The organism is Acrocarpospora pleiomorpha (assembly GCF_009687885.1).
Taxonomy (GTDB): Bacteria; Actinomycetota; Actinomycetes; order Streptosporangiales; family Streptosporangiaceae; genus Acrocarpospora; species Acrocarpospora pleiomorpha.
This window is the reverse complement of the sequence record NZ_BLAF01000087.1, coordinates 1-17,083: the sequence shown is the minus strand read 5'-3', so window position 1 is coordinate 17,083 and position 17,083 is coordinate 1. Positions and strand designations below refer to the sequence as shown.

General features: G+C 69.4%; 14 protein-coding genes. 8 read left to right on the top strand and 6 right to left on the bottom strand.

Annotated elements, in window-relative coordinates:
- Positions 1 to 721: tyrosine-type recombinase/integrase (locus tag Aple_RS46285; RefSeq protein ID WP_155351168.1), on the top strand; the 721-nt coding region annotated here is incomplete at its 5' end.
- 118 nt (positions 722 to 839) lie between these two features.
- On the opposite strand, the gene Aple_RS46280 is transcribed toward Aple_RS46285, so the two are convergent.
- Positions 840 to 1,823 (bottom strand): ArsR/SmtB family transcription factor, encoded by a 984-nt coding sequence (locus Aple_RS46280; RefSeq protein ID WP_155351167.1) that lies wholly within the window; start codon positions 1,821 to 1,823, stop codon positions 840 to 842.
- A 60-nt stretch (positions 1,824 to 1,883) separates the two neighbouring features.
- Here Aple_RS46280 and Aple_RS46275 point away from each other — a divergent pair, with 60 nt between their 5' ends.
- Positions 1,884 to 3,071, top strand: a complete 1,188-nt coding sequence (locus Aple_RS46275) for an MFS transporter (RefSeq protein ID WP_155351166.1) — start codon at positions 1,884 to 1,886, stop codon at positions 3,069 to 3,071.
- On the opposite strand, the gene Aple_RS46270 is transcribed toward Aple_RS46275, so the two are convergent.
- Positions 3,055 to 4,686, bottom strand: a complete 1,632-nt coding sequence (locus Aple_RS46270; protein ID WP_155351165.1) for a peroxidase family protein — start codon at positions 4,684 to 4,686, stop codon at positions 3,055 to 3,057. The two genes, Aple_RS46275 and Aple_RS46270, sit on opposite strands and share 17 nt — an antisense overlap.
- Before the next feature lie 452 nt (positions 4,687 to 5,138).
- On the opposite strand from Aple_RS46270, the gene Aple_RS46265 reads away from it, so the two are divergent.
- Complete coding sequence (locus tag Aple_RS46265) at positions 5,139 to 7,031, top strand: hypothetical protein (protein WP_170322009.1); 1,893 nt, start codon at positions 5,139 to 5,141, stop codon at positions 7,029 to 7,031.
- 11 nt (positions 7,032 to 7,042) lie between these two features.
- Here the strand turns inward: Aple_RS46265 and Aple_RS46260 are convergent, their stop codons facing one another.
- Positions 7,043 to 9,685, bottom strand: coding sequence for a CHAT domain-containing protein (locus Aple_RS46260; protein ID WP_155351163.1), 2,643 nt, complete (start codon positions 9,683 to 9,685; stop codon positions 7,043 to 7,045).
- A gap of 102 nt (positions 9,686 to 9,787) precedes the next feature.
- Between Aple_RS46260 and Aple_RS46255 the strand changes: the two genes are divergently transcribed.
- Genes Aple_RS46255 through Aple_RS46245 form a run of 3 tightly spaced genes read left to right on the top strand, consistent with a single transcriptional unit; the run spans position 9,788 to position 12,175 of the window.
- Positions 9,788 to 11,086, top strand: a complete 1,299-nt coding sequence (locus tag Aple_RS46255; RefSeq protein ID WP_170322008.1) for a S8 family serine peptidase — start codon at positions 9,788 to 9,790, stop codon at positions 11,084 to 11,086.
- Positions 11,087 to 11,115: 29 nt separating this feature from the next.
- Complete coding sequence (locus Aple_RS46250; RefSeq protein WP_155351161.1) at positions 11,116 to 11,712, top strand: RNA polymerase sigma factor; 597 nt, start codon at positions 11,116 to 11,118, stop codon at positions 11,710 to 11,712.
- The gene (locus Aple_RS46245; RefSeq protein ID WP_155351160.1) at positions 11,705 to 12,175 is read left to right on the top strand and encodes a hypothetical protein; all 471 of its coding nucleotides are present in this window, start codon (positions 11,705 to 11,707) and stop codon (positions 12,173 to 12,175) included. The genes Aple_RS46250 and Aple_RS46245 overlap by 8 nt, the downstream gene beginning before the upstream one ends.
- 5 nt (positions 12,176 to 12,180) lie before the next feature.
- Here the strand turns inward: Aple_RS46245 and Aple_RS46240 are convergent, their stop codons facing one another.
- Together Aple_RS46240 and gad are read right to left on the bottom strand one after the other, a co-directional pair.
- The gene (locus tag Aple_RS46240) at positions 12,181 to 12,498 is read right to left on the bottom strand and encodes a hypothetical protein (protein ID WP_155351159.1); all 318 of its coding nucleotides are present in this window, start codon (positions 12,496 to 12,498) and stop codon (positions 12,181 to 12,183) included.
- Positions 12,499 to 12,679: 181 nt separating this feature from the next.
- The gene (gad, locus tag Aple_RS46235) at positions 12,680 to 14,020 is read right to left on the bottom strand and encodes a glutamate decarboxylase (RefSeq protein ID WP_155351158.1); all 1,341 of its coding nucleotides are present in this window, start codon (positions 14,018 to 14,020) and stop codon (positions 12,680 to 12,682) included.
- A gap of 205 nt (positions 14,021 to 14,225) precedes the next feature.
- Here gad and Aple_RS46230 point away from each other — a divergent pair, with 205 nt between their 5' ends.
- Entirely contained in the window at positions 14,226 to 15,395 is a 1,170-nt protein-coding gene (locus Aple_RS46230) for an MFS transporter (RefSeq protein ID WP_170322007.1), read from the top strand.
- Positions 15,396 to 15,447: 52 nt separating this feature from the next.
- Positions 15,448 to 15,942: an FBP domain-containing protein gene (locus tag Aple_RS46225; RefSeq protein WP_155351156.1), complete on the top strand. Its 495-nt coding sequence runs from the start codon at positions 15,448 to 15,450 to the stop codon at positions 15,940 to 15,942.
- Here Aple_RS46225 and Aple_RS46220 read toward each other — a convergent pair.
- Complete coding sequence (locus tag Aple_RS46220; protein WP_155351155.1) at positions 15,935 to 16,705, bottom strand: putative protein N(5)-glutamine methyltransferase; 771 nt, start codon at positions 16,703 to 16,705, stop codon at positions 15,935 to 15,937. The genes Aple_RS46225 and Aple_RS46220 overlap by 8 nt on opposite strands.
- Between the last annotated feature and the right edge of the window lie 378 nt (positions 16,706 to 17,083).

The window sequence follows — 17,083 nt, the reverse complement described above, 5'->3', positions numbered from 1 at the left end:
GACCGCCCCCCGCACCCTCGCCCGCAAACTCTCCGCGATCTCCAGCTGGTACGGCTACGCCGCCGAGGAAGGCGTGCTCCCCGCCAACCCGTTCGCCCGAGTCCGCCGCCCCAAGGTCGAACGCTTCCAGTCCGAAACCGTCGGCCTCACCGAGGACGAGGCCCGCGCCATGGTCGCCGCCGCCGACGCCGTCCCTGGCCCGACCGGTCCCCGCACGGCCGCGTTCATCCGCCTCATGATCGAACTGGGGCCGCGCGTGTCGGAGGCACTCGCCGCTACGATCGCCGACCTCGGCCACCAGCGCGGCCACCGCACCCTCCGCATCGTCGGCAAAGGACAGAAAACCCGGGTGCGCAACCTGCCGCCCGCCACCGCGGCCGCCGTCGACGCCTACCTGGAGGCACGCGCCGCCACCGCCGGGATCCCCGTCGCCCAGCTCACCGGTCCCCTGTTCGCGACCGCCTCAGGCCGGGCGCTCGACCGTACCGACGCCTACCGCCTGGTGATCCGCGTCGCCAAAGCCGCAGGCCTGGAGTCCAAGGTCACCCCGCACTCCCTCCGGCACACCTTCGCCACCGTGGCCAGCGACCGCGGCGCCTCGGTCAAGCAGCTCCAGCACGCGCTGGGCCACGCCAGCTCCGCCACCACCGACATCTACATCCACGCCCGCGACCAGCTGGAACGCGACCCTTCCCAGCTCGTCGCCGCCGTCATCGGCTGAAGGGGTCCACAACCGGTGGGGGAGTGGCCCTGTGCGTTGACAGGGAAACACGGTTGCATAGTGCGCGGGAGAACACCCGGCGCGGTGCTCAGGTGGACGGCCTGAGCACCGCGCCACCTCAGGCCCTGTTCGACGATTGAGTCAGAGTCGCGCCCGCGTCCGTACGGTAATACAGGACAGATAGCCCCGATCGGCGGCGCTGGACCAGCCCGGCGTCCAGCAGGATCTTGAGGTGGCGGCCGACGGAGCCCAGACCCTGGCCGGTCAGCGCCACCAGATGCGACGTGCTCTTCGGCGTGTCCAGCAGCGTCAGGACGTGCGCCCGCCCCGCGCCGATCAGCCGCGCCAGGGCGTCCGCGGGCCGTGCCGGTTCGGGTTCGGGTTCGGGTTCGGCGAGCAGGCCAGAACAGGGATAGACGACGCAGAAACGCCGCCCGCTGCCCCAGGAAACCCACCCCCAGCGCGGCGTCACCGGAACGAACATCAGCTGGGCGTCCGTCACGTCCCGCGGCGGATAGTCGTGGGTGTTGATCTGCAGGCGGTTGTCGCCCAGCCAGCGCATGCCCGGACGCATGTCGTCCAGCGCCGCCGCCCACCCGCCCTGCCCGAGATGCCTGGTACGCGCGACGATATCGGCCTCAAGGATGCGCCGCCGCCTCGGCCAGTACGGGAGCACGGCCTCCGCCCACACCCATTCCAGCAGGTCGGCCGCGCGGTCGGCGAGATCGTCGCGCCGGAGCGCCGCCGGGAGAGGGCGGCGCAGGCACACCTCCAGGTCGGCGTGGACGACCTCGGGCGGCGTGCGCCGTACCCGGCCGATCTCGTCGAGGAAGGCAGGGTCGCCGTCGCCCGGCGGGGTCGGGGTGAGGAAGTCGGCGATCCAGTTGCGTCCCCAGGCCGCCCGCAGCAGCAGCGCGGTGATCGGGTCACCGGCCAGCCGGGCTTGGTAGGCGGGGGAGTGGACGTCCAGCCACGCGCGGTCGCCCGGGTGCGTGGCCATGCCCTTCTGCAGGGCGAACATGCACGCGGTGGTTTCGGCCGCCGCCGAGACCACGAACCGGCTGCCCGCCATCGTGTCGGCGTTGACCTGCCACAACCCCATTGTTTCGCCTCCCCGCGAAACAATAACGCCCGCGCGCGGGCCGCCCGGAGACTTCACGGCATGCGCACCTATGGGGATCTTTTCCGCGTCCCCGAATTCAAGGCCCTGTTCTCCGTCGTATCCCTGCAGATCGCCGCCTCCACCGTCAGCGGCCTGGCCCTCGGCGTGCTCGTCTACACCGCCACCAGTTCGCCGTTGTTATCCGCTCTGAGCATGTTCGGCCCGTCCTTCGCGCAGATGATCGGCGCGCTCGCCCTGCTGTCGGCGGCCGATCGCCTGCCGCCCCGCGCCGCCATGATCGCCCTCGCCCTCACCTTCGCCCTCGGCACGGCCGCCGTGGCCATCCCGGGCCTGCCCGTCTGGGCGATCTTCGCGATCATCTTCCTCCTCGGCCTGGCCGCCTCCATCGGCGGCGGCGTGCGTTTCGGCCTCCTCAACGAGATCCTCCCCAAGGACGGCTACCTGCTCGGCCGCTCCACGATCAACATGTCCGTCGGCGTCCAGCAGATCGCCGGATACGCTGTCGGCGGCCTGCTCGTCACCCTCCTGACCCCTGCTCTCACCCTCCTCACCGGCGCGTCCCTCTACCTGCTCGCCGCCGCCACCGCCCGCCTCGGCCTGACCGCCAGGCCGCCCCGCGCCACCGGCCGCCCCTCGATCCCCGAAACCTGGCGCACCAACCGCGTCCTCTGGTCGTCCGGGTCCCGCCGGTCCCTCTACCTCGCGTTGTGGGTCCCCAACGGCTTGATCGTCGGCTGCGAGTCCCTCTTCGTCGCCTTCGACCCCGCCCACGCGGGCGTGCTGTTCGCCTTCGCCGCCTTCGGCATGCTCCTCGGCGACATCGCCGCGGGCCGCTTCCTCCCGCCTCACTGGCGCGTACGGCTAGGCGCCCCCCTCCGCCTCCTCCTCGCCGTCCCCTACCTGATCTTCTTCCTGCACCCGTCCTTCCCCTTCGCCGTGGCCGCCGTCGCCCTCGCCTCCATCGGCTTCTCCGCCAGCCTGCTCCTCCAGGAACGCCTGCTGGCCCTCACCCCCGAATCGATCAGCGGCCAGGCCCTCGGCCTGCAATCCTCCGGCCTGCTCACCATGCAGGGCGTCGGCGCGGCCCTGGCCGGAACGATCGCCCAGCTCACCACCCCGGCCACCGCGATGGGTGTCATGGCCTGCGCCTCCGTCGTCGTCACCCTGCTCCTGGCCGCCGGCCTGCGCTCGGCCTACCGCGAGGCGGCGGTCACCCAACCCGGTTGAGCAGATCACTCCGATTCTCGAACGCGTAGATCAGCAGATGCGGCATGTCGAATTTCCCGGGCTCCAGACCGAGGGTCGGCCGCCAGGAGGGCTCGCGGACGATCGAGTGGCGGCTGCCCTCCATGGCCCGGTGGAACACCTCGGCGACGATCCGCCCGCCGACACCGGTGAGGCGCCCGCCATTGATCTCCGCCTCCCGCAGGATGTAGAACCACAGCGGCGTGTTCGCGACCAGCGCCCGCTGGTCCGCTTCGGAGAGACCGGCGAGGTCGGCGCCGCCGGACCCGACCAGGATCTGCTTGTCGTCCAGCGCCTCCACCTCGAGGAGCGCGGCCGCCCGCCGGCCACTCGCCAGGCCGACCGTGTTCGCCCGCATCAGATTGCGGAAGGCGAGGTTGCGTTCCCGGTCGCTGACGCTCACGCCGGCGGCCGCGCCGAAGGTGGCCGGGGGAAGCCTGCGCAGGAAATCGACCACCAGCGTGTCGATGCGCTTGGCGAAGTTGAACTCGGCGGGGGACCGGCGGAACGCGGCATCGGCGCCGGGCACCGTGGTCAGGTCGAACAGCCGGCAGTAGTCGGCGATCCAGTCCGAGGGCAGGGAGACGTCGAAGGTCCGGTCGCCGCCCGTGCCGGAGAATCGGAAGAGCTGCTGCAGAGTCGCCTGGGCCCGATGTCTCGGAGCCGTCGGGTCGCTGTTGAAGACGCTGTTCCATTCGTACCGGTCCCGGACCATGCTGTGCCCGAAACGGAACGCGGCCATGGAGAACTCGACCGGCATCGTGGGGGTGTCGCCGGGCTGGGTGGCCGAGGTCTCGAAGAATCTCCGGCCGTACTTGAAGACATCGTCGACGATGCCGGGGTCGACGATCCTCGGCAGGTAGTCGTGCCGGATCATCCACTGGTAGTGCTTCACCACCAGTTCGCGCGCCGTCTCGAAGAGAGTCACGCTGGGCGTGCCGGCCCCCGCGAGATCGGCCACCACCTTGTTGTGGAACCGGATGAAGGCGAGGTGGATCTGCGCCACCGCGAGGTTCTCGTCGTTGCGGTGGTCGGGGATCAGAGCCGTGCCCCGGCCCGCGACGGGAACCTCGCGCCGCGGCAGGTCGAAGTCATCCAGCGCGGGCATGTCGCCCCCGGCGATGTTCTTCCCCATGAGCAGCCGGACGCCGTCGGAGGCGTAGAACCCGGCACTGTCCGGGTGCGCCGGGCCCAGCCCGTAGAGCGAGTCCAGGTCCAGCGCGGGCGAGCGCCCCTGCAGGAGCTCCTCCACTGTGATCTTCGAGTTGAGGGACCCGGACGTGAGGTCCATGGTGACGTCATGGTCGATCTTCTGCCCCAGATAGGTGTATCCCGCGGGGATGACGCTGTCGGGCTGGCTGTCGATCTCGGCCTGATCCTGTACGGTCATCGCGTCGGCCAGCCGCCCCAGCAGCTCCTCCGACAGGGCGGGACCGGCTTCGCCCGCCCCGGAGAGATCGGGTGCCACCAGGCGGGAGAAGCGGAAGCGCCGGATCTCCTCCCGGGTCGACGGGCGCACGCACGAGGGCACTCCTCGCCGGCCGCGGTACACGCCCTCGTTCACCACGTAGTACTCGTCGCGTAGATGACGTTCCATTTCCCGGTTTCCTACCTTCGTGAAGTGGAGCCGGAAAATTCCTCGGAACCCGGCTCTTCTCGTGTCAAATCTCCTCGCACTAGACACAGAGCCGGGTAGTCCGCCATCTGATACACGCCCCGGACCGGGTTACGGCGTTACGGCACAGCCGGGGCGGGTGACTGTCACCTTCGCAGTAGGTTTCGCGTTCGGCGGCCACCGCCAATATGGGTTGGACGCCGGGGGAGAGCGAGTGGGGGTTTCGGGTCATGTCCACGCCGTACCATCCGCCGGGGGTGCCGCAGCGTGCGGTCTCGTCGTCCAGGACCGAGCCGACGCGGACAAGGAAGCGCAAACTGCCGGGTGATACCCCGGTCCCGGCCTCCCGTACGCCGCCGCCGCAGCAGGCGCCGCAGCTGGTCTCCACTCCGCTGCCAACTGGGGGAACGTCGGACAAGCCGCCCCAGCGCCGGTTGTCGAACTACCGGCGGGACCCGTCCCGGACGTTGATCGTCTTGGCTGACGAGGGTGACCATGATGACGACGGCGATCAGATCATGGCCGACCGTGCCGCCGTGCGACCCTCTGCCGGACCGGTGCTCCTGCCACCGGGATATGAGGATTTCCGCCGCCGGACGCCCTTCGCGGATTTCAAGGACCTGGAGGGATTCACCGACGGCAACAGGGAACTGACGCGATTCTTCGTGGATCACCCCCGTGATCCGCTGGCGGTGTACTGGCTCGCTCAGGCCCGCAGGGTCGTGTCCGGTTCGATTCTTGACCTCAGGGAGCACTTGGCTAAGCCTGCCCTGCTCTGGGAGGTCATCGGCCGGGCCCTGAATGTGCCCAGCGAGAACCCCGGCGAAGTGCTGGCCGAGCTCTACTGGGTCGGAAAGTACGATCCCAACGTGAACGCCACGTCGGTTTTGCTGGAAAAACACCGGGATGTGTATGCGGCCTTCCTCGAGAAACTCGAATCCCTAGCGGACAAGCAAAGCCTTCCGGACCGCCAGCCCATGGAAGTGGCGCCGATCGCTTTCGGCAGGTACAGAGCTGAGCAGGAGGAAGCCCAGCAGTGGCTTGAGACGTGGATAAAAGGCCGTCAGAGCACTCTCGTGGACGAACATGGATCCACGGAGGAATGGCTTCGCCGGCTCGGCGCGGACCCGGCCCTCGGCTACCATCGCGCGCTCGACCGGCTGGCCGACGTGATCACATCCTTCGACGGCGATCGTGTGTGCGTCGCGGTCCTCCACAGGGGGCGTGAGATCGGAATTTGCGCTAATCGCCCCGACTACTGGATGGGTGACGATCTGGAGGCACTGCTGCGCGCGTCTCGTGCGGTAGGCGATGAGGCCAGGCGGCGGTTCGCGGAACTCCTCGATCAGATGGGTGGCCGTGGCGGGGAGGAGCAGCTGGGGAAACGCTCGAGGGAGCGCGCGGAGGTGAGGTTGCTCAAAACCATCGCCTTCCTCCGCGACCTGGAGCGGACTCACGGCCGTATCCGGGTCGTGCCCTACACCAGCGAGATCCCCGTGGCCGGAAACGGCAAGGAGATGGAAGTCCACGCGGAGATGGTGGCGTTGACCATCGGCCGTAAAAATCCCGGTGCCAGCCTGGGCGTCGGCAAACTCTGCTGCTTCAAATGCTGGCTTCTTCTGAACGCCTTCCCGGGTGTTTTCACCCGCAGGGATTTCGCCACGCACATGAAGACCTATCCGTGGCCGCCGCCCAAATTCCTCACCGAGCCGGGAGCGCTGCAGGAATTGTTCTCCAGCACCACCGAGGATTCGCTACCGGAGGCGATACAGGAGGCGATCGAGGACCGCCGTACGTGGCCGGCGCTGTGCAACGCCCTCTACATCGCGCAGGGGGACCAGGGAGGCTTCGACACCGGATATCCCTCCAGTGAGGATGAGCTGATGGCCGAGCTGGCGGCCGAGGTCCTGTTCACGCCCAACCCTCACCAGGAGAAACAAGGGGAAGCCACGGTCGATCCCGAGGAAAAAGCGGAGAACGACGCGCTTTTCAGTGACCACTACATCGATCGGGATCCCCTGACACCTGAGGAACGATTGCCTGCCCTGATCGATGACATCCCGCCGCCGATTCAGCGCGACGAACCGGGTAACACGCCCCTGACGAAGACCAAGCGCGAAACGGCCCCCACACCCCCCTCGCGAACCTCCCAGCCAACCACGCTCGAATCGTACGGATTCACACGCAACCGACCGCCGTCCCCGTCCGACAGGCGTACCACCACCGAGCAGACCCGCGAGCGCGAAACCACCAGGCGGGGCTCGAGCGGCACGACCGTCATCAGGGCCAAGAAGCCCGCGACCAGCAGGAAGAGAAAGCGGAGCTGACAAGGACGCCGTTACGGCGTTATGACGCAGTCGGCCCCGATGCAGACGAACGCGGCCGCGAGGGCGCCGGCCTGCGCGTCCTCTCCCGCGATCTGGCGCTGGGTCTGCGCGAGCGCGGACGCGACGGAATGCCCGGCGGCCAGGAGCTTGTGGAGAGCGATCATGAGGGTGGTGGTCTCGGCGTCGAGGACCGACAGGACCGGCGCCACGATCGCGCGGGTGCCGAGCGCGAGGAAGGTCGCGCTCAACCCCAGCAGCTCGTCTCCCGCGCGGACGACGAAACGCCCGCTGTCGCAGGCGGCCAGCACGAGCACCTGCGGCGGGCGGCGCAGGCGTTCCAGGTCGTAGATGGTCAGCGGGCCGTCCGCCAGGCGCAGGGAGGAGAACAAGGGGTTCGTCGCGTGCAGGCGGCCATGGGCCGCCAGATGGGCCAGGCCGGCGCCGTCCAGCGCGGCCAGCACCGCCTCCGTGCTCGCCGCCTCGCCCACCAGCGGCGGCACGGCGTGGATCGAGGCGACCGCCTCGACCTCGGCGCGGGCCCCCGGCAGGTCAGGTCCCGCGGCCGCGATCGTCGGCCCGTCCACGGGCTGGCCCCTGGTGCTGGCGTGCCACAGGGTGGCCGAGGGCGACAGGGTGACCGTCCGTCCGGCGCAGGAGGGCAGGATCGACCAGGGCATCGCCTGGAGCGGACCGCTCGGGATCAGCACCACGGGCCGGTCGCGGATCTCGGCCGCCAGCGGGCGCAGCAGGGCCGCGTCCAACCGGGTGGCGGCGTGTTCCAGGAGCATCGCGGCGGCGGAGCGGCCGGCGGAGCTGGAGCGGTGCCGGGCCAGCCGCCGCAGCGCGAAGGGCACGCGATCGATGATCTCGCGGATCGGCGGCAGGGGCCCCAGCCGGTGTAACCGGACCCGGCCGTCGGCCACGGTGACCGCGTACAGCAGGTCGTCGAGGTGAACGTACTCGACCAGCGCGGCGTCATCGAGATCGAGTTCGCCGGGCCGTACCGGGCGGGTCCGCACCCGGGGAGATTCGCCGGCCTGGCGGCGGCAGCGGTCGCGGATCTCCCGTTCGAGCGCGAGCTGCCGCTTGGCCAGGCCACCGGCGCTCTGCCCGGCGGCACGTGCCTCACCGATCTCGGCGACGACGACCCTCAGCTGCGCCATGGCCTCGGCCAGGCCGGGATCATCCGGCGGCCGCGCGGGTCGCATGAGCAGGTGCCTGGCCCTGCCCTGCTCCGCCCAGGCCAGGACCTGGGCGGGGTCGCCGTCCTGCAGGGCCATCCGGAGCCCGGCCTCCGCCACTTCCACCCGGAACCCGGAGGCGTGCGCGCGCAGGTCGGTGGCCCGCAGGGTCGCCCCGTGCTCGTCATGCACGCGCAGCGCCGTGCGGATCGCGCTCCGGGCCCCGCGCCGGTCGCCTCGGGCCAGCCTCAGCAGAGCCTCCGCGTGCCAGGCGCGGATCCGCAGCAGGGCCGGGCCGCGATGGCGCCGCCGGGCGGCCGGCTCCAGCTGCTCGCGAGCGCGACCGGCCTGGCCCCGCTCCGCGGCGAGGCCGGCCGCGAGCATCCGCGCCTCCACGCCGGTCAGCGCCCAGCCCGAGCTTTCCAGCGCGGCCGCGCACCGCTCGATCCGCGCGACGGTCACGCCTCTGCCGCCGGTTCTGGCGATCGACGCCCGCACCGCCACGAATCGCGCCATCGCCACCCAGTCCGGGCGGCGCTGCCGGGCGAAGTCGCGGGCCGCCCTGCGCGCCACCTCCGCCGAGGCGGTGTACTCGCCGCTCAGGTAGGCCGTTCGGGCCAGGACCAGTCGTGCCTCGGGCAGGCCGATGGCGCGCCGCCTGAGCTCGAACTCGGCGACCGCCTCCTGGGCGGCCTCGGCCGCCTCGGCGATGAGGCCGGCCGAGAGCAGCAGCTCGGCTCGGTCGACGAGAGTCCAGCACAGCTGGTGGGTGCCCAGGGCGCGGAACCGGCGCTCGGCGAGATCCAGCCGCAGCAGCGCGGTGGGGACATCGCCGCGCATCGCGCTGACCCAGCCACGATTCTGCTGCACGATGGCCATGGAGAGATCGAGGTCCAGCTGTTCGCAGTGCGCCTCGGCTTCGGCCAGATCCGTCTCGGCGGCCGCGAACTCGTGCCGGTAGCCGTGGATGATCCCGCGGTTGGACAGCACCCGCTGCAGCCAGAGGCGGTCCCCGTCCCGCCGCAGGACCGGGACCGCGTTGCGGTAGCAGGCCAGCGCCTCCTCCGGCCGCTTGAGGAAGTTGAAGATCACGCCTCGCTGCGCCTCCGCGCGGGCCCGGCCGGATCCCCGCAGATCGCTCATCGCCGTGTCGATCTCCGCCATGGCCTGCTGGATGTGGCCCCGTACGCAGCAGACGAACGCCAGCCGTAACCGGGCCTCCGCCGCCAGTTCCGGCGCCCGCGCCTGGGCGGCGAGCTGAATCGCGGCTCTGAGGTGGCGGGCCGCGACGTCGAGGCTCGTGACGTGGAAGGCGGCGACGCCCATGGCCCGGGCCGCGACCGAGGCGAGCGCGAAGTCGCCGCTCGCTTTGGCCCGGCCGGCGACGCCGGACGCCACGATCATCAGCCGCGCCGGATCATCCTCCGCCTGCCGCAGCATTTCGGCCGCCAGATCCAGAGCGCTGATGTCCATCCCAGCAGTTTGTCGCGGAGTCCCGCCGCTGTGATGTATCAGCCGGGCGACAACCACTCTCTATATCGGGAGACGCCGCACTCGCAAAGAAGGGACAGTCGCGTGGCAGCCGAGAATTCCCGGATCGCACGCCGGGTGACCGAGTCGTTCCATGTCGATCAGATCGTGGTGGACCTGAAAGAGCAGGGCCTTGTGCAAGAAGCGCTGCGCGACCTGAAAATCGCACTGGCGGCCCTGCCGGAACACAACGATGCGCTCGGGCTCACGAGGCTCGAACTGGACGGGCTCGACGAGGCCCTGGCGAACCTGCAGGACAGGGCTGATCTCAAGGAGAGAATGGAGAAGGCGGGGGGAAAGACGTACGCCGGAGTGGCGAGCACTCCGCTGGACGAGCTGTTGTTCCACCTCCGCGAGAAATTCGCCGAAAAGCATTTCGGCTGGTACCCGGCGATGGCGAAGAACCGGATGTGCGAAAGCATTGAGGCCGCGCCGTACCACGGCGGCAGCTTCGGCCATCCGAAAAGAGCCGCCGCGTTCAGGCTGCCGCCGCAAACGCCGCAACGGGATCGCCGGATACGCATTGGCGTGTTCGATACCCGGCTGTTTCCCCATCCCGGCCTGGACGGGCGGTACGAATCGGCACCGGATGCTCTCATCGAACAAGAAGAGGGGACAATGCTTCCCTCGTTCGCCGGGCACTGCCTCCTGGTCTGCTCGATCGCCGCCGAGCGGGCGCCGGCGGCGGAATTCGTCATCAAGCCGGTGCTCGACGAGCGAACCCTCCTCACCACGGCGTGGGAGGTGGCCAAGGCCATGGTGGAGAGCTTGAAGGACGACCTCGACATGTTCGTCCTGGCCCTGGGCGGCACCTCGGCCGACGGGCAGGAACCGCTGGTGCTGCGGCGCGCCTGCGAACGGACCGCCGGCGTGGTGAAAGTGGCGGCTCTCGGCAACCACGCCGACCTGCCGACGTCAAGCCCGCGCAAGCCTCCCGCCGCGACACCCATGTGGCCGGCCGCCAGCTCCACCGTGATCGCGGTCGGCGCGGACGACGATCTTGGTAAGGCGGCCTTCTTCTCGCCCCGCCTGGACCAGGCGGTCTGGGCCGATGTCATGGCGCGCGGAACCGGGAGACGTGGCCTGTTCCTGCCCGGCGAAGTGCAACTGGTGACCGTGGACCACGCCCGGGGCCAGATGGTCGACCTGCCCGAGATCGAGGACTTCGGCGAAGGCTACGCGACCTGGGACGGAAGCTCTTTCGCCACCGCGGACGTGGCGGGCTTCATCGCGGGACAGGCCGGAGCGCAGGGCGGCACCGTCGCGGAGGCGGCGAACGAGCTGCTTCTCTCCTCGACGCGACCGGTATTCAGCTCGCAGGACATCAGGGTGGTTCGACGATAGCGAACCGCCGGTGCCGAAAGGAGAGCACGATGCCCGACCACTCGCCGGTCGAAGCTCTCGTCGTCCGGGCCCGCGCCGGTGACCAGAACGCGTGGGACGAGCTGGTCAAGCGCTACTCGCCCATGGTGTGGTCGATCTGCCGGGGATACCTGGCCAGCCGACAGGACATCGATGACGTGGCCCAGCGCGTGTGGTTGCTCACCGTCGAGCACCTGTCCGGGGTGCGCCAGGCGGATCGTTTCGGCTCGTGGCTCGCCACCACCACCAAACACGAATGTTTCCGCACTCTCAGGGCACGACGTGACCATCTGAACGTCGAGCTTCCCCCGGACATCACCATGTATCCCGATGACAAGTCCCTCAGCATGGACCAGACGCTGGAAGCAGCCGAACGGGACGCGGCGTTACGCGCAGCCTTCGCCCGGCTGTCCCCGGCGTGCCAGCGCCTAATCTCGCTCCTCATCCAGGACGTCCCCTACGCGGAGATCAGCGCACGCCTCGGGATACGGATCGGGAGCATCGGCCCGACCCGGGCACGCTGCCTGGCCAAGCTGCGCGGCGATCCGGAACTCGCCGCGCTGATGGATGCCGGGACACCGGCACCGGGCGGTGACCGACGTGGCTGAGCGATGGGACGTTGAGGGATTGGATGACGACGAACTCCTCGGCCTGCTGGCCGCCGCGCTGAAAGCCGAAGAGGTCGTCCCGCGTGACTTCGTCGAGGCCGCCAAGACCGCGTACGCCTGGCACGGCATCGACGCCGAACTCGCCGTTCTCGCCTACGACTCGGCCCAGCACGAGGAAGACCTCGCGCTGACCCGCGCCGACACCGCCCATCTCCATTCCCTGGCCTTCCGGTCGGCCGAACTGACCATCGAGATCGAGGTCACGGAGCGAACGCTGGTCGGCCAGCTGGTGCCGCCCCGGCCCGGGACGGTCCGGATCTGGGTCGAATCCGGCTGGGGGCCGGAGACGCCGGTGGACGAGGTGGGCGGGTTCACCATCACCGCCAAGCCGGTCGACCGGTTCCGGCTGTGGTGCCGCTGCCCCGGCATCGCGGACGTGATAACGACCTGGGCGACGGTGTGACGTTTTCAGCCGGTCGGTACGGACGTCCGGCCGGTCAGCATGATCGGCAACGCGGCCATGGCCGGGGCCAGGGCGAACAGGATGACGGCCAGGACCGGATCGCCGTTGTTGTCGATCGCGGCGAAGGCCGCCGCCAGGGCGTACGCCACGACCGACGAGGCCAGGAGTGGCGGGCCGGCTTTCCAGCGGGTCCAGGTCGCCGCGAAGGAGAGCAGGAGCAGGAGCTGGGCGGCGAGCATGGCCAGCATGGAGCGGTAGGTGGCGTCGGGGGCGTCGTCGGTCAGGTTCTGGATGGACACCAGAAGCCAGGGGGCGACTGTCACCAGTCCCAGTAAGGAACACCAACGACGAGGCATGGGCACCATCCAAGGCGGGGCGGAATCGCCACCATTGGGTGAGTATTACCTATCCCAAGGCGGTAAATCGAGCGCCTGTCGGGACCAGGGTGGGACAAATCCTATTTTGGGGCTTTCCAAATGGCTCTCCGGCTGGTCTTCCCGGATGTTAATGGTGGAAGCAGACTTGTGGGCGTTTGGGGGAGGTGCCGGTCAGTTCCTTGATGCCGCGGCGGATGTCCTGCGCGAGCAGGGAGACGACGTCGCGGCTGATCCCGTGGCGGACGAGGACGCGTTGCACGACCGTTTCCTGGCGGTCGGGGGGCAGCGGGTATGCGGGGACCTGCCAGCCTCTGATCCGAAGCTGGGTGGAGAGGTCGTAAAGGGAGAAGCCCGCGTCCTCGGTCGTGGTGTAGCAGACGGCGGGAAGGGCGCCGTCGCCGCCGTACAAAAGGGTGAAAGGGCCCATGCGCTCGATCTGTCCCGCGAGGTGGGCGGCGGTGTCCAGGCAGACGCGCTGGATCGCCGTGTAGCCCTCGCGGCCGAGGCGCAGGAAGTTGTAGTACTGGGCGACGATCTCCCCGGCGGGGCGGCTGAAGTTGAGGGCGAACGTCGGCATCTCGCCGCCCAGGTAGTCGACGCGGAAGACGAGTTCCTCCGGGAGCAGGTCGGCGGTGCGCCAGACCACCCAGCCGACGCCGAGCGGGGCGAGGCCGTACTTGTGGCCGGAGGAGTTGATCGAGGCGACGCGGGGGATCCGGAAGTCCCATTCCAGCTCGGGCTGGACGAAAGGCGCGATGAATCCGCCGCTGGCGGCGTCGACGTGGAGGGGGATGTCGAGGCCGGTGTCGGCCTGGATGGCGTCCAGTTCGGCGGCGAGGGCGGCGACCGGCTCGTAGTCGCAGGTGTAGGTGACGCCGAGGATGGCCACCACGCCGATGGTGTTCTCGTCGACGTGGTCGCGGAGCTGATTCGGCCGCAGGCCGGTCGCGCCGGGCTCCAGTGGAACCTGCCGGAGTTCGACGTCGAAGTAGCGGGCGAACTTCTCCCAGCAGACCTGGACCGGGCCGCACACCAGGTTGGGTCGTCCGGTGCCGCGCCAGCGCCATTTCAGGGCGAGTCCGGCGAGCATGGCGGCCTCGCTCGATCCCGTCGTCGAGCAGCCGATCGTACGCGCGCCGCTCGGGCTGTTCCACAGGTTGGCCAGGATGTGCACGCACCGGGACTCGATCTCCGCGGTCTGCGGATACTCATCTTTGTCGATCATGTTCTTGCCGAGGCAGTCGTCCATCAGGCGGTGAATTTCCGGTTCCGTCCAGGTCGTGCAGAAAGTGGCGAGATTCTGCGCGGAGTTGCCGTCGAGGGCGAGTTCATCCCGGATCAGGGCATAAACCGTGCGAGGGTCGCTGGGCTCTCGGGGAATGACGAATTTGGGCAGGGTTCGCCCGCCAAGATGTCCGGAGTAGATGTCCTGGTACTCATTCTCGGCGAAATCAGTGGCGTGGAGCATTCCCAGGTCCTGCCCGTTTCACCGGCCAGGGCATCCTTATGCAGCCGCAAGAGTGTATGAAATGTTTTACGGGGCGTTGTCATATCGAAGATGGCGGCCCTTCCGAAGGCGTGGCGGGCCTCGGATTTCCCGGGCTGGGGATCTTGGCGAGTTCGCCTCACGTATGCCAGGCTCCGGGTGTCCGCAAAATCTATTTGGGGGACTTGTGAGAGTTCTGGGCGGTCCGTTGCGGGTGCCTGTCGTGCTGGCGTACGCGGCTTTCGTGCTGGTCGGGTTGAGCGCCGGCGCCAACGGGGTGGTGCTGGCGGCGCAGATCGGCGACTACGAAGTCGACAAGGCGACGATCGGGATCACCTTCTTCACCTTCTCGGCCGGGTTCATGCTCGCCGGGGCCACCTCGGGGGCGCTGATCCACCGGCTGGGGACGCGGTACGCGCTGGCCGTGGGTGGGGGCGCGTTCCTGGCGGCGTCCCTGTACATGGCGATCCGGCCGTCTTTCGTGGGGCTCGTCGCGGTTCAGGTGCTGGCGGGGTACGGCACGGGATTGATGGAATCGGTGCTCAACGCGTACCTGGCCGAGCTGCCGTCGGCCACGACGCTGCTCAACCATCTGCACGCGTTCTTCGGGGTGGGGGCGCTGCTGGGGCCGTTGCTGGCCGCCTGGTTGGTGGGATTCCTGCCGTGGACGGCGGTCGTGCTGGTGCTGGGGCTCATCACCGTGCCGCTGATCATCGGATTCCTGGTCAGCTACCCTCGCCGGGAGACCGGAGCCGGCGAGGAAGCCGAAGTGCGGCCACGATTGTTGCCGGTCGTGCTGCGTACCCCGGTCGTGCTGCTGGCGTCGCTCTTCCTGGCCGTGTACGTCGGGCTGGAGATCGGCGTCGGCAACTGGGGATTCACGTTCCTCATCGAGGAGCACGCGCAGCAGGAACTGGTCGCCGGATACACCGTCAGCGGATACTGGCTCGGGTTGACGCTGGGCCGGTTCCTGATCAGCCCGATCGCGGTCAGGTTCGGGATCGGCGCCGGTGGGATGACCTTCGGCTGCCTGGCCGGGGTGGCCGCGTCCGCGCTGCTGATCTGGGTGGCGCCGGTGTTCGCCGTGGCCGGAGTCGGGTTCGTGCTGCTCGGGTTCTTTCTCGGGCCGATCTTCCCGACCGCCATGGCGGTGGTGCCCAACCTGACCTCGGATCGGCTGGTGCCCACCGCCATCGGCGTGATCAACGGATTCTCGGTCGTCGGCGGCGCCGCGCTCCCGTGGCTGGCCGGGGCCATCGCGCAGGGCGTCGGCGTGTGGACGCTGATGCCGTTCGCCGTCGTCCTCGCCCTGGTGCAGGTCGTGTTGTGGCGAATGATCGTCAGCCGCTGGCGCTGAGCACCGGAAAATGCGTTGGGCGCGGCCGGGGGCCGCCGGTAGCTTCTGGGCCATGAAAGCGGTAACTGAGCAGGAGATTCGTGGTTCGTTCATCAACTGCTCCAAGGGTGAGGCCAAGCGGCTGGCCGTGCCGAGGGATCTGGCCGATCGGCCGTGGGAGGATCTGGACTTCCTGGGGTGGCTCGACCCCGGCGCGCCCGATCGCAGCTACCTCGTCACCGAATACGGGGACCAGCTGATCGGGGTGGCGTTGCGGTTTCCCGGGCAGGCGCGGGCGTTCCTGCAGCGGACCATGTGCTCCTTGTGCCAGACCACGCATCCCGGGAACGGGGTGTCGCTGATGACCGCCCGGAAGGCGGGTCTGGCCGGGCGAGAGAACAATTCCGTTGGTTTGTACATGTGCACCGACATGGCCTGCTCGCTCTACGTGCGCGGAAAGAAGATCCCGGACGTGGGCGGGCGGTTCGAGGAGTCGCTGACCGAGGCCGAGCTGATCGAGCGGACCCGGAACCGGCTGACGGTGTTCCTGGGCAAGCTCTTCAGCTGATCGGGGCTCCGATCACGACGGTGGCGTCCAGGTCGTCGGAGCCGGTCACCCGGGGGACCAGGCCGCCGCGGGCGATCGCCTCAGCGGTGCTGGCGGCCTGGCGCGCGCTCGTCTCGACCAGGAGGTGGCCACCCGGGGCGAGCCATTCCGCGGCCTGGGCGGTCACCCGGCGGACCACGTCCAGGCCGTCCGCGCCGCCGTCGAGGGCGATCATGGGTTCGTGCACGCGGGCTTCGGCGGGGAGCAGGCCGATCGCGCCGGTGGGGACATAGGGGGCGCTGGCCACCAGGATGTCGACGCGTCCGCGCAAGTTCCGGGGGAGCGGGTCGTAGAGGTCGCCCTGGTAGACCGGGGTATCGAGGTTGCGCCTGGCGCACCGTACCGCGATCGGGTCGATGTCGACCGCGTGCAGCTCGACCTGGCCGAGGGCGGCGACCAGGGCCGCGCCAACCGCGCCCGAGCCGCAGCACAGGTCCACGATCACGGCCCCGCCGCCGGTCAGGGCCAGCGCCCGCTCGACCAGGAATTCGGTACGGCGCCGGGGGACGAACACCCCCGGATCCACGGCGATCCGCAGACCACAGAATTCCGCCCAGCCGAGGACATGCTCCAGCGGGAGCCCGGCGACGCGCCGGTCGACCATACCCGCGAGATCATCCGGGGTTCTGGCGGTGGAGACGAGCAGTTCCGCCTCGTCCTCGGCGAACACGCAGCCTGCGGCGCGCAGCCGGATGACGATGGCGGGCAAGGTGAGAAGCGACATAGAAGCCTTCCGGGGATGCCGAAGGGCGCTCTCGATGTCACCTAGAAACGGCCACGAGAGGAGAGCACCCGGCCTGATCTGGCGGTAATGGGTCTCACCTCCTTCGTACGTAGGGCCAGACTACCTGACGCGTCGGCCTCACGCAGGCTTCTGGCCTGGGCATCCGCTTGACCGGGATCACTCGTCCGGGAATTCGGGTCATGCGGGATTTCGGCGACATGGTGCCGGCCGGGGGGCGGGCAGAACCTACTGGCGGAGCCCGGGGCGGGATTTCGGCGATCATGGTGCCGGCCGGGGGGCAGGCGGAGCCTACTGGCGGAGCCCGGGGCGGGATTTCGGGCGACCACGGCGTCGGCGGGGGCGGGCGGAGCCCGAGAA

What these genes read in the sequence shown, in the direction of transcription:
- Aple_RS46250 (WP_155351161.1), top strand. Translation starts at nt 11,116, where the DNA reads ATGCCCGACCACTCGCCGGTCGAAGCTCTCGTCGTCCGGGCCCGCGCC.
- Aple_RS46270 (WP_155351165.1), bottom strand. Translation starts at nt 4,686, where the DNA reads ATGGAACGTCATCTACGCGACGAGTACTACGTGGTGAACGAGGGCGTG.
- Aple_RS46275 (WP_155351166.1), top strand. Translation starts at nt 1,884, where the DNA reads ATGCGCACCTATGGGGATCTTTTCCGCGTCCCCGAATTCAAGGCCCTG.
- Aple_RS46225 (WP_155351156.1), top strand. Translation starts at nt 15,448, where the DNA reads ATGAAAGCGGTAACTGAGCAGGAGATTCGTGGTTCGTTCATCAACTGC.
- Aple_RS46260 (WP_155351163.1), bottom strand. Translation starts at nt 9,685, where the DNA reads ATGGACATCAGCGCTCTGGATCTGGCGGCCGAAATGCTGCGGCAGGCG.
- Aple_RS46280 (WP_155351167.1), bottom strand. Translation starts at nt 1,823, where the DNA reads ATGGGGTTGTGGCAGGTCAACGCCGACACGATGGCGGGCAGCCGGTTC.
- Aple_RS46220 (WP_155351155.1), bottom strand. Translation starts at nt 16,705, where the DNA reads ATGTCGCTTCTCACCTTGCCCGCCATCGTCATCCGGCTGCGCGCCGCA.
- gad (WP_155351158.1), bottom strand. Translation starts at nt 14,020, where the DNA reads ATGCTCCACGCCACTGATTTCGCCGAGAATGAGTACCAGGACATCTAC.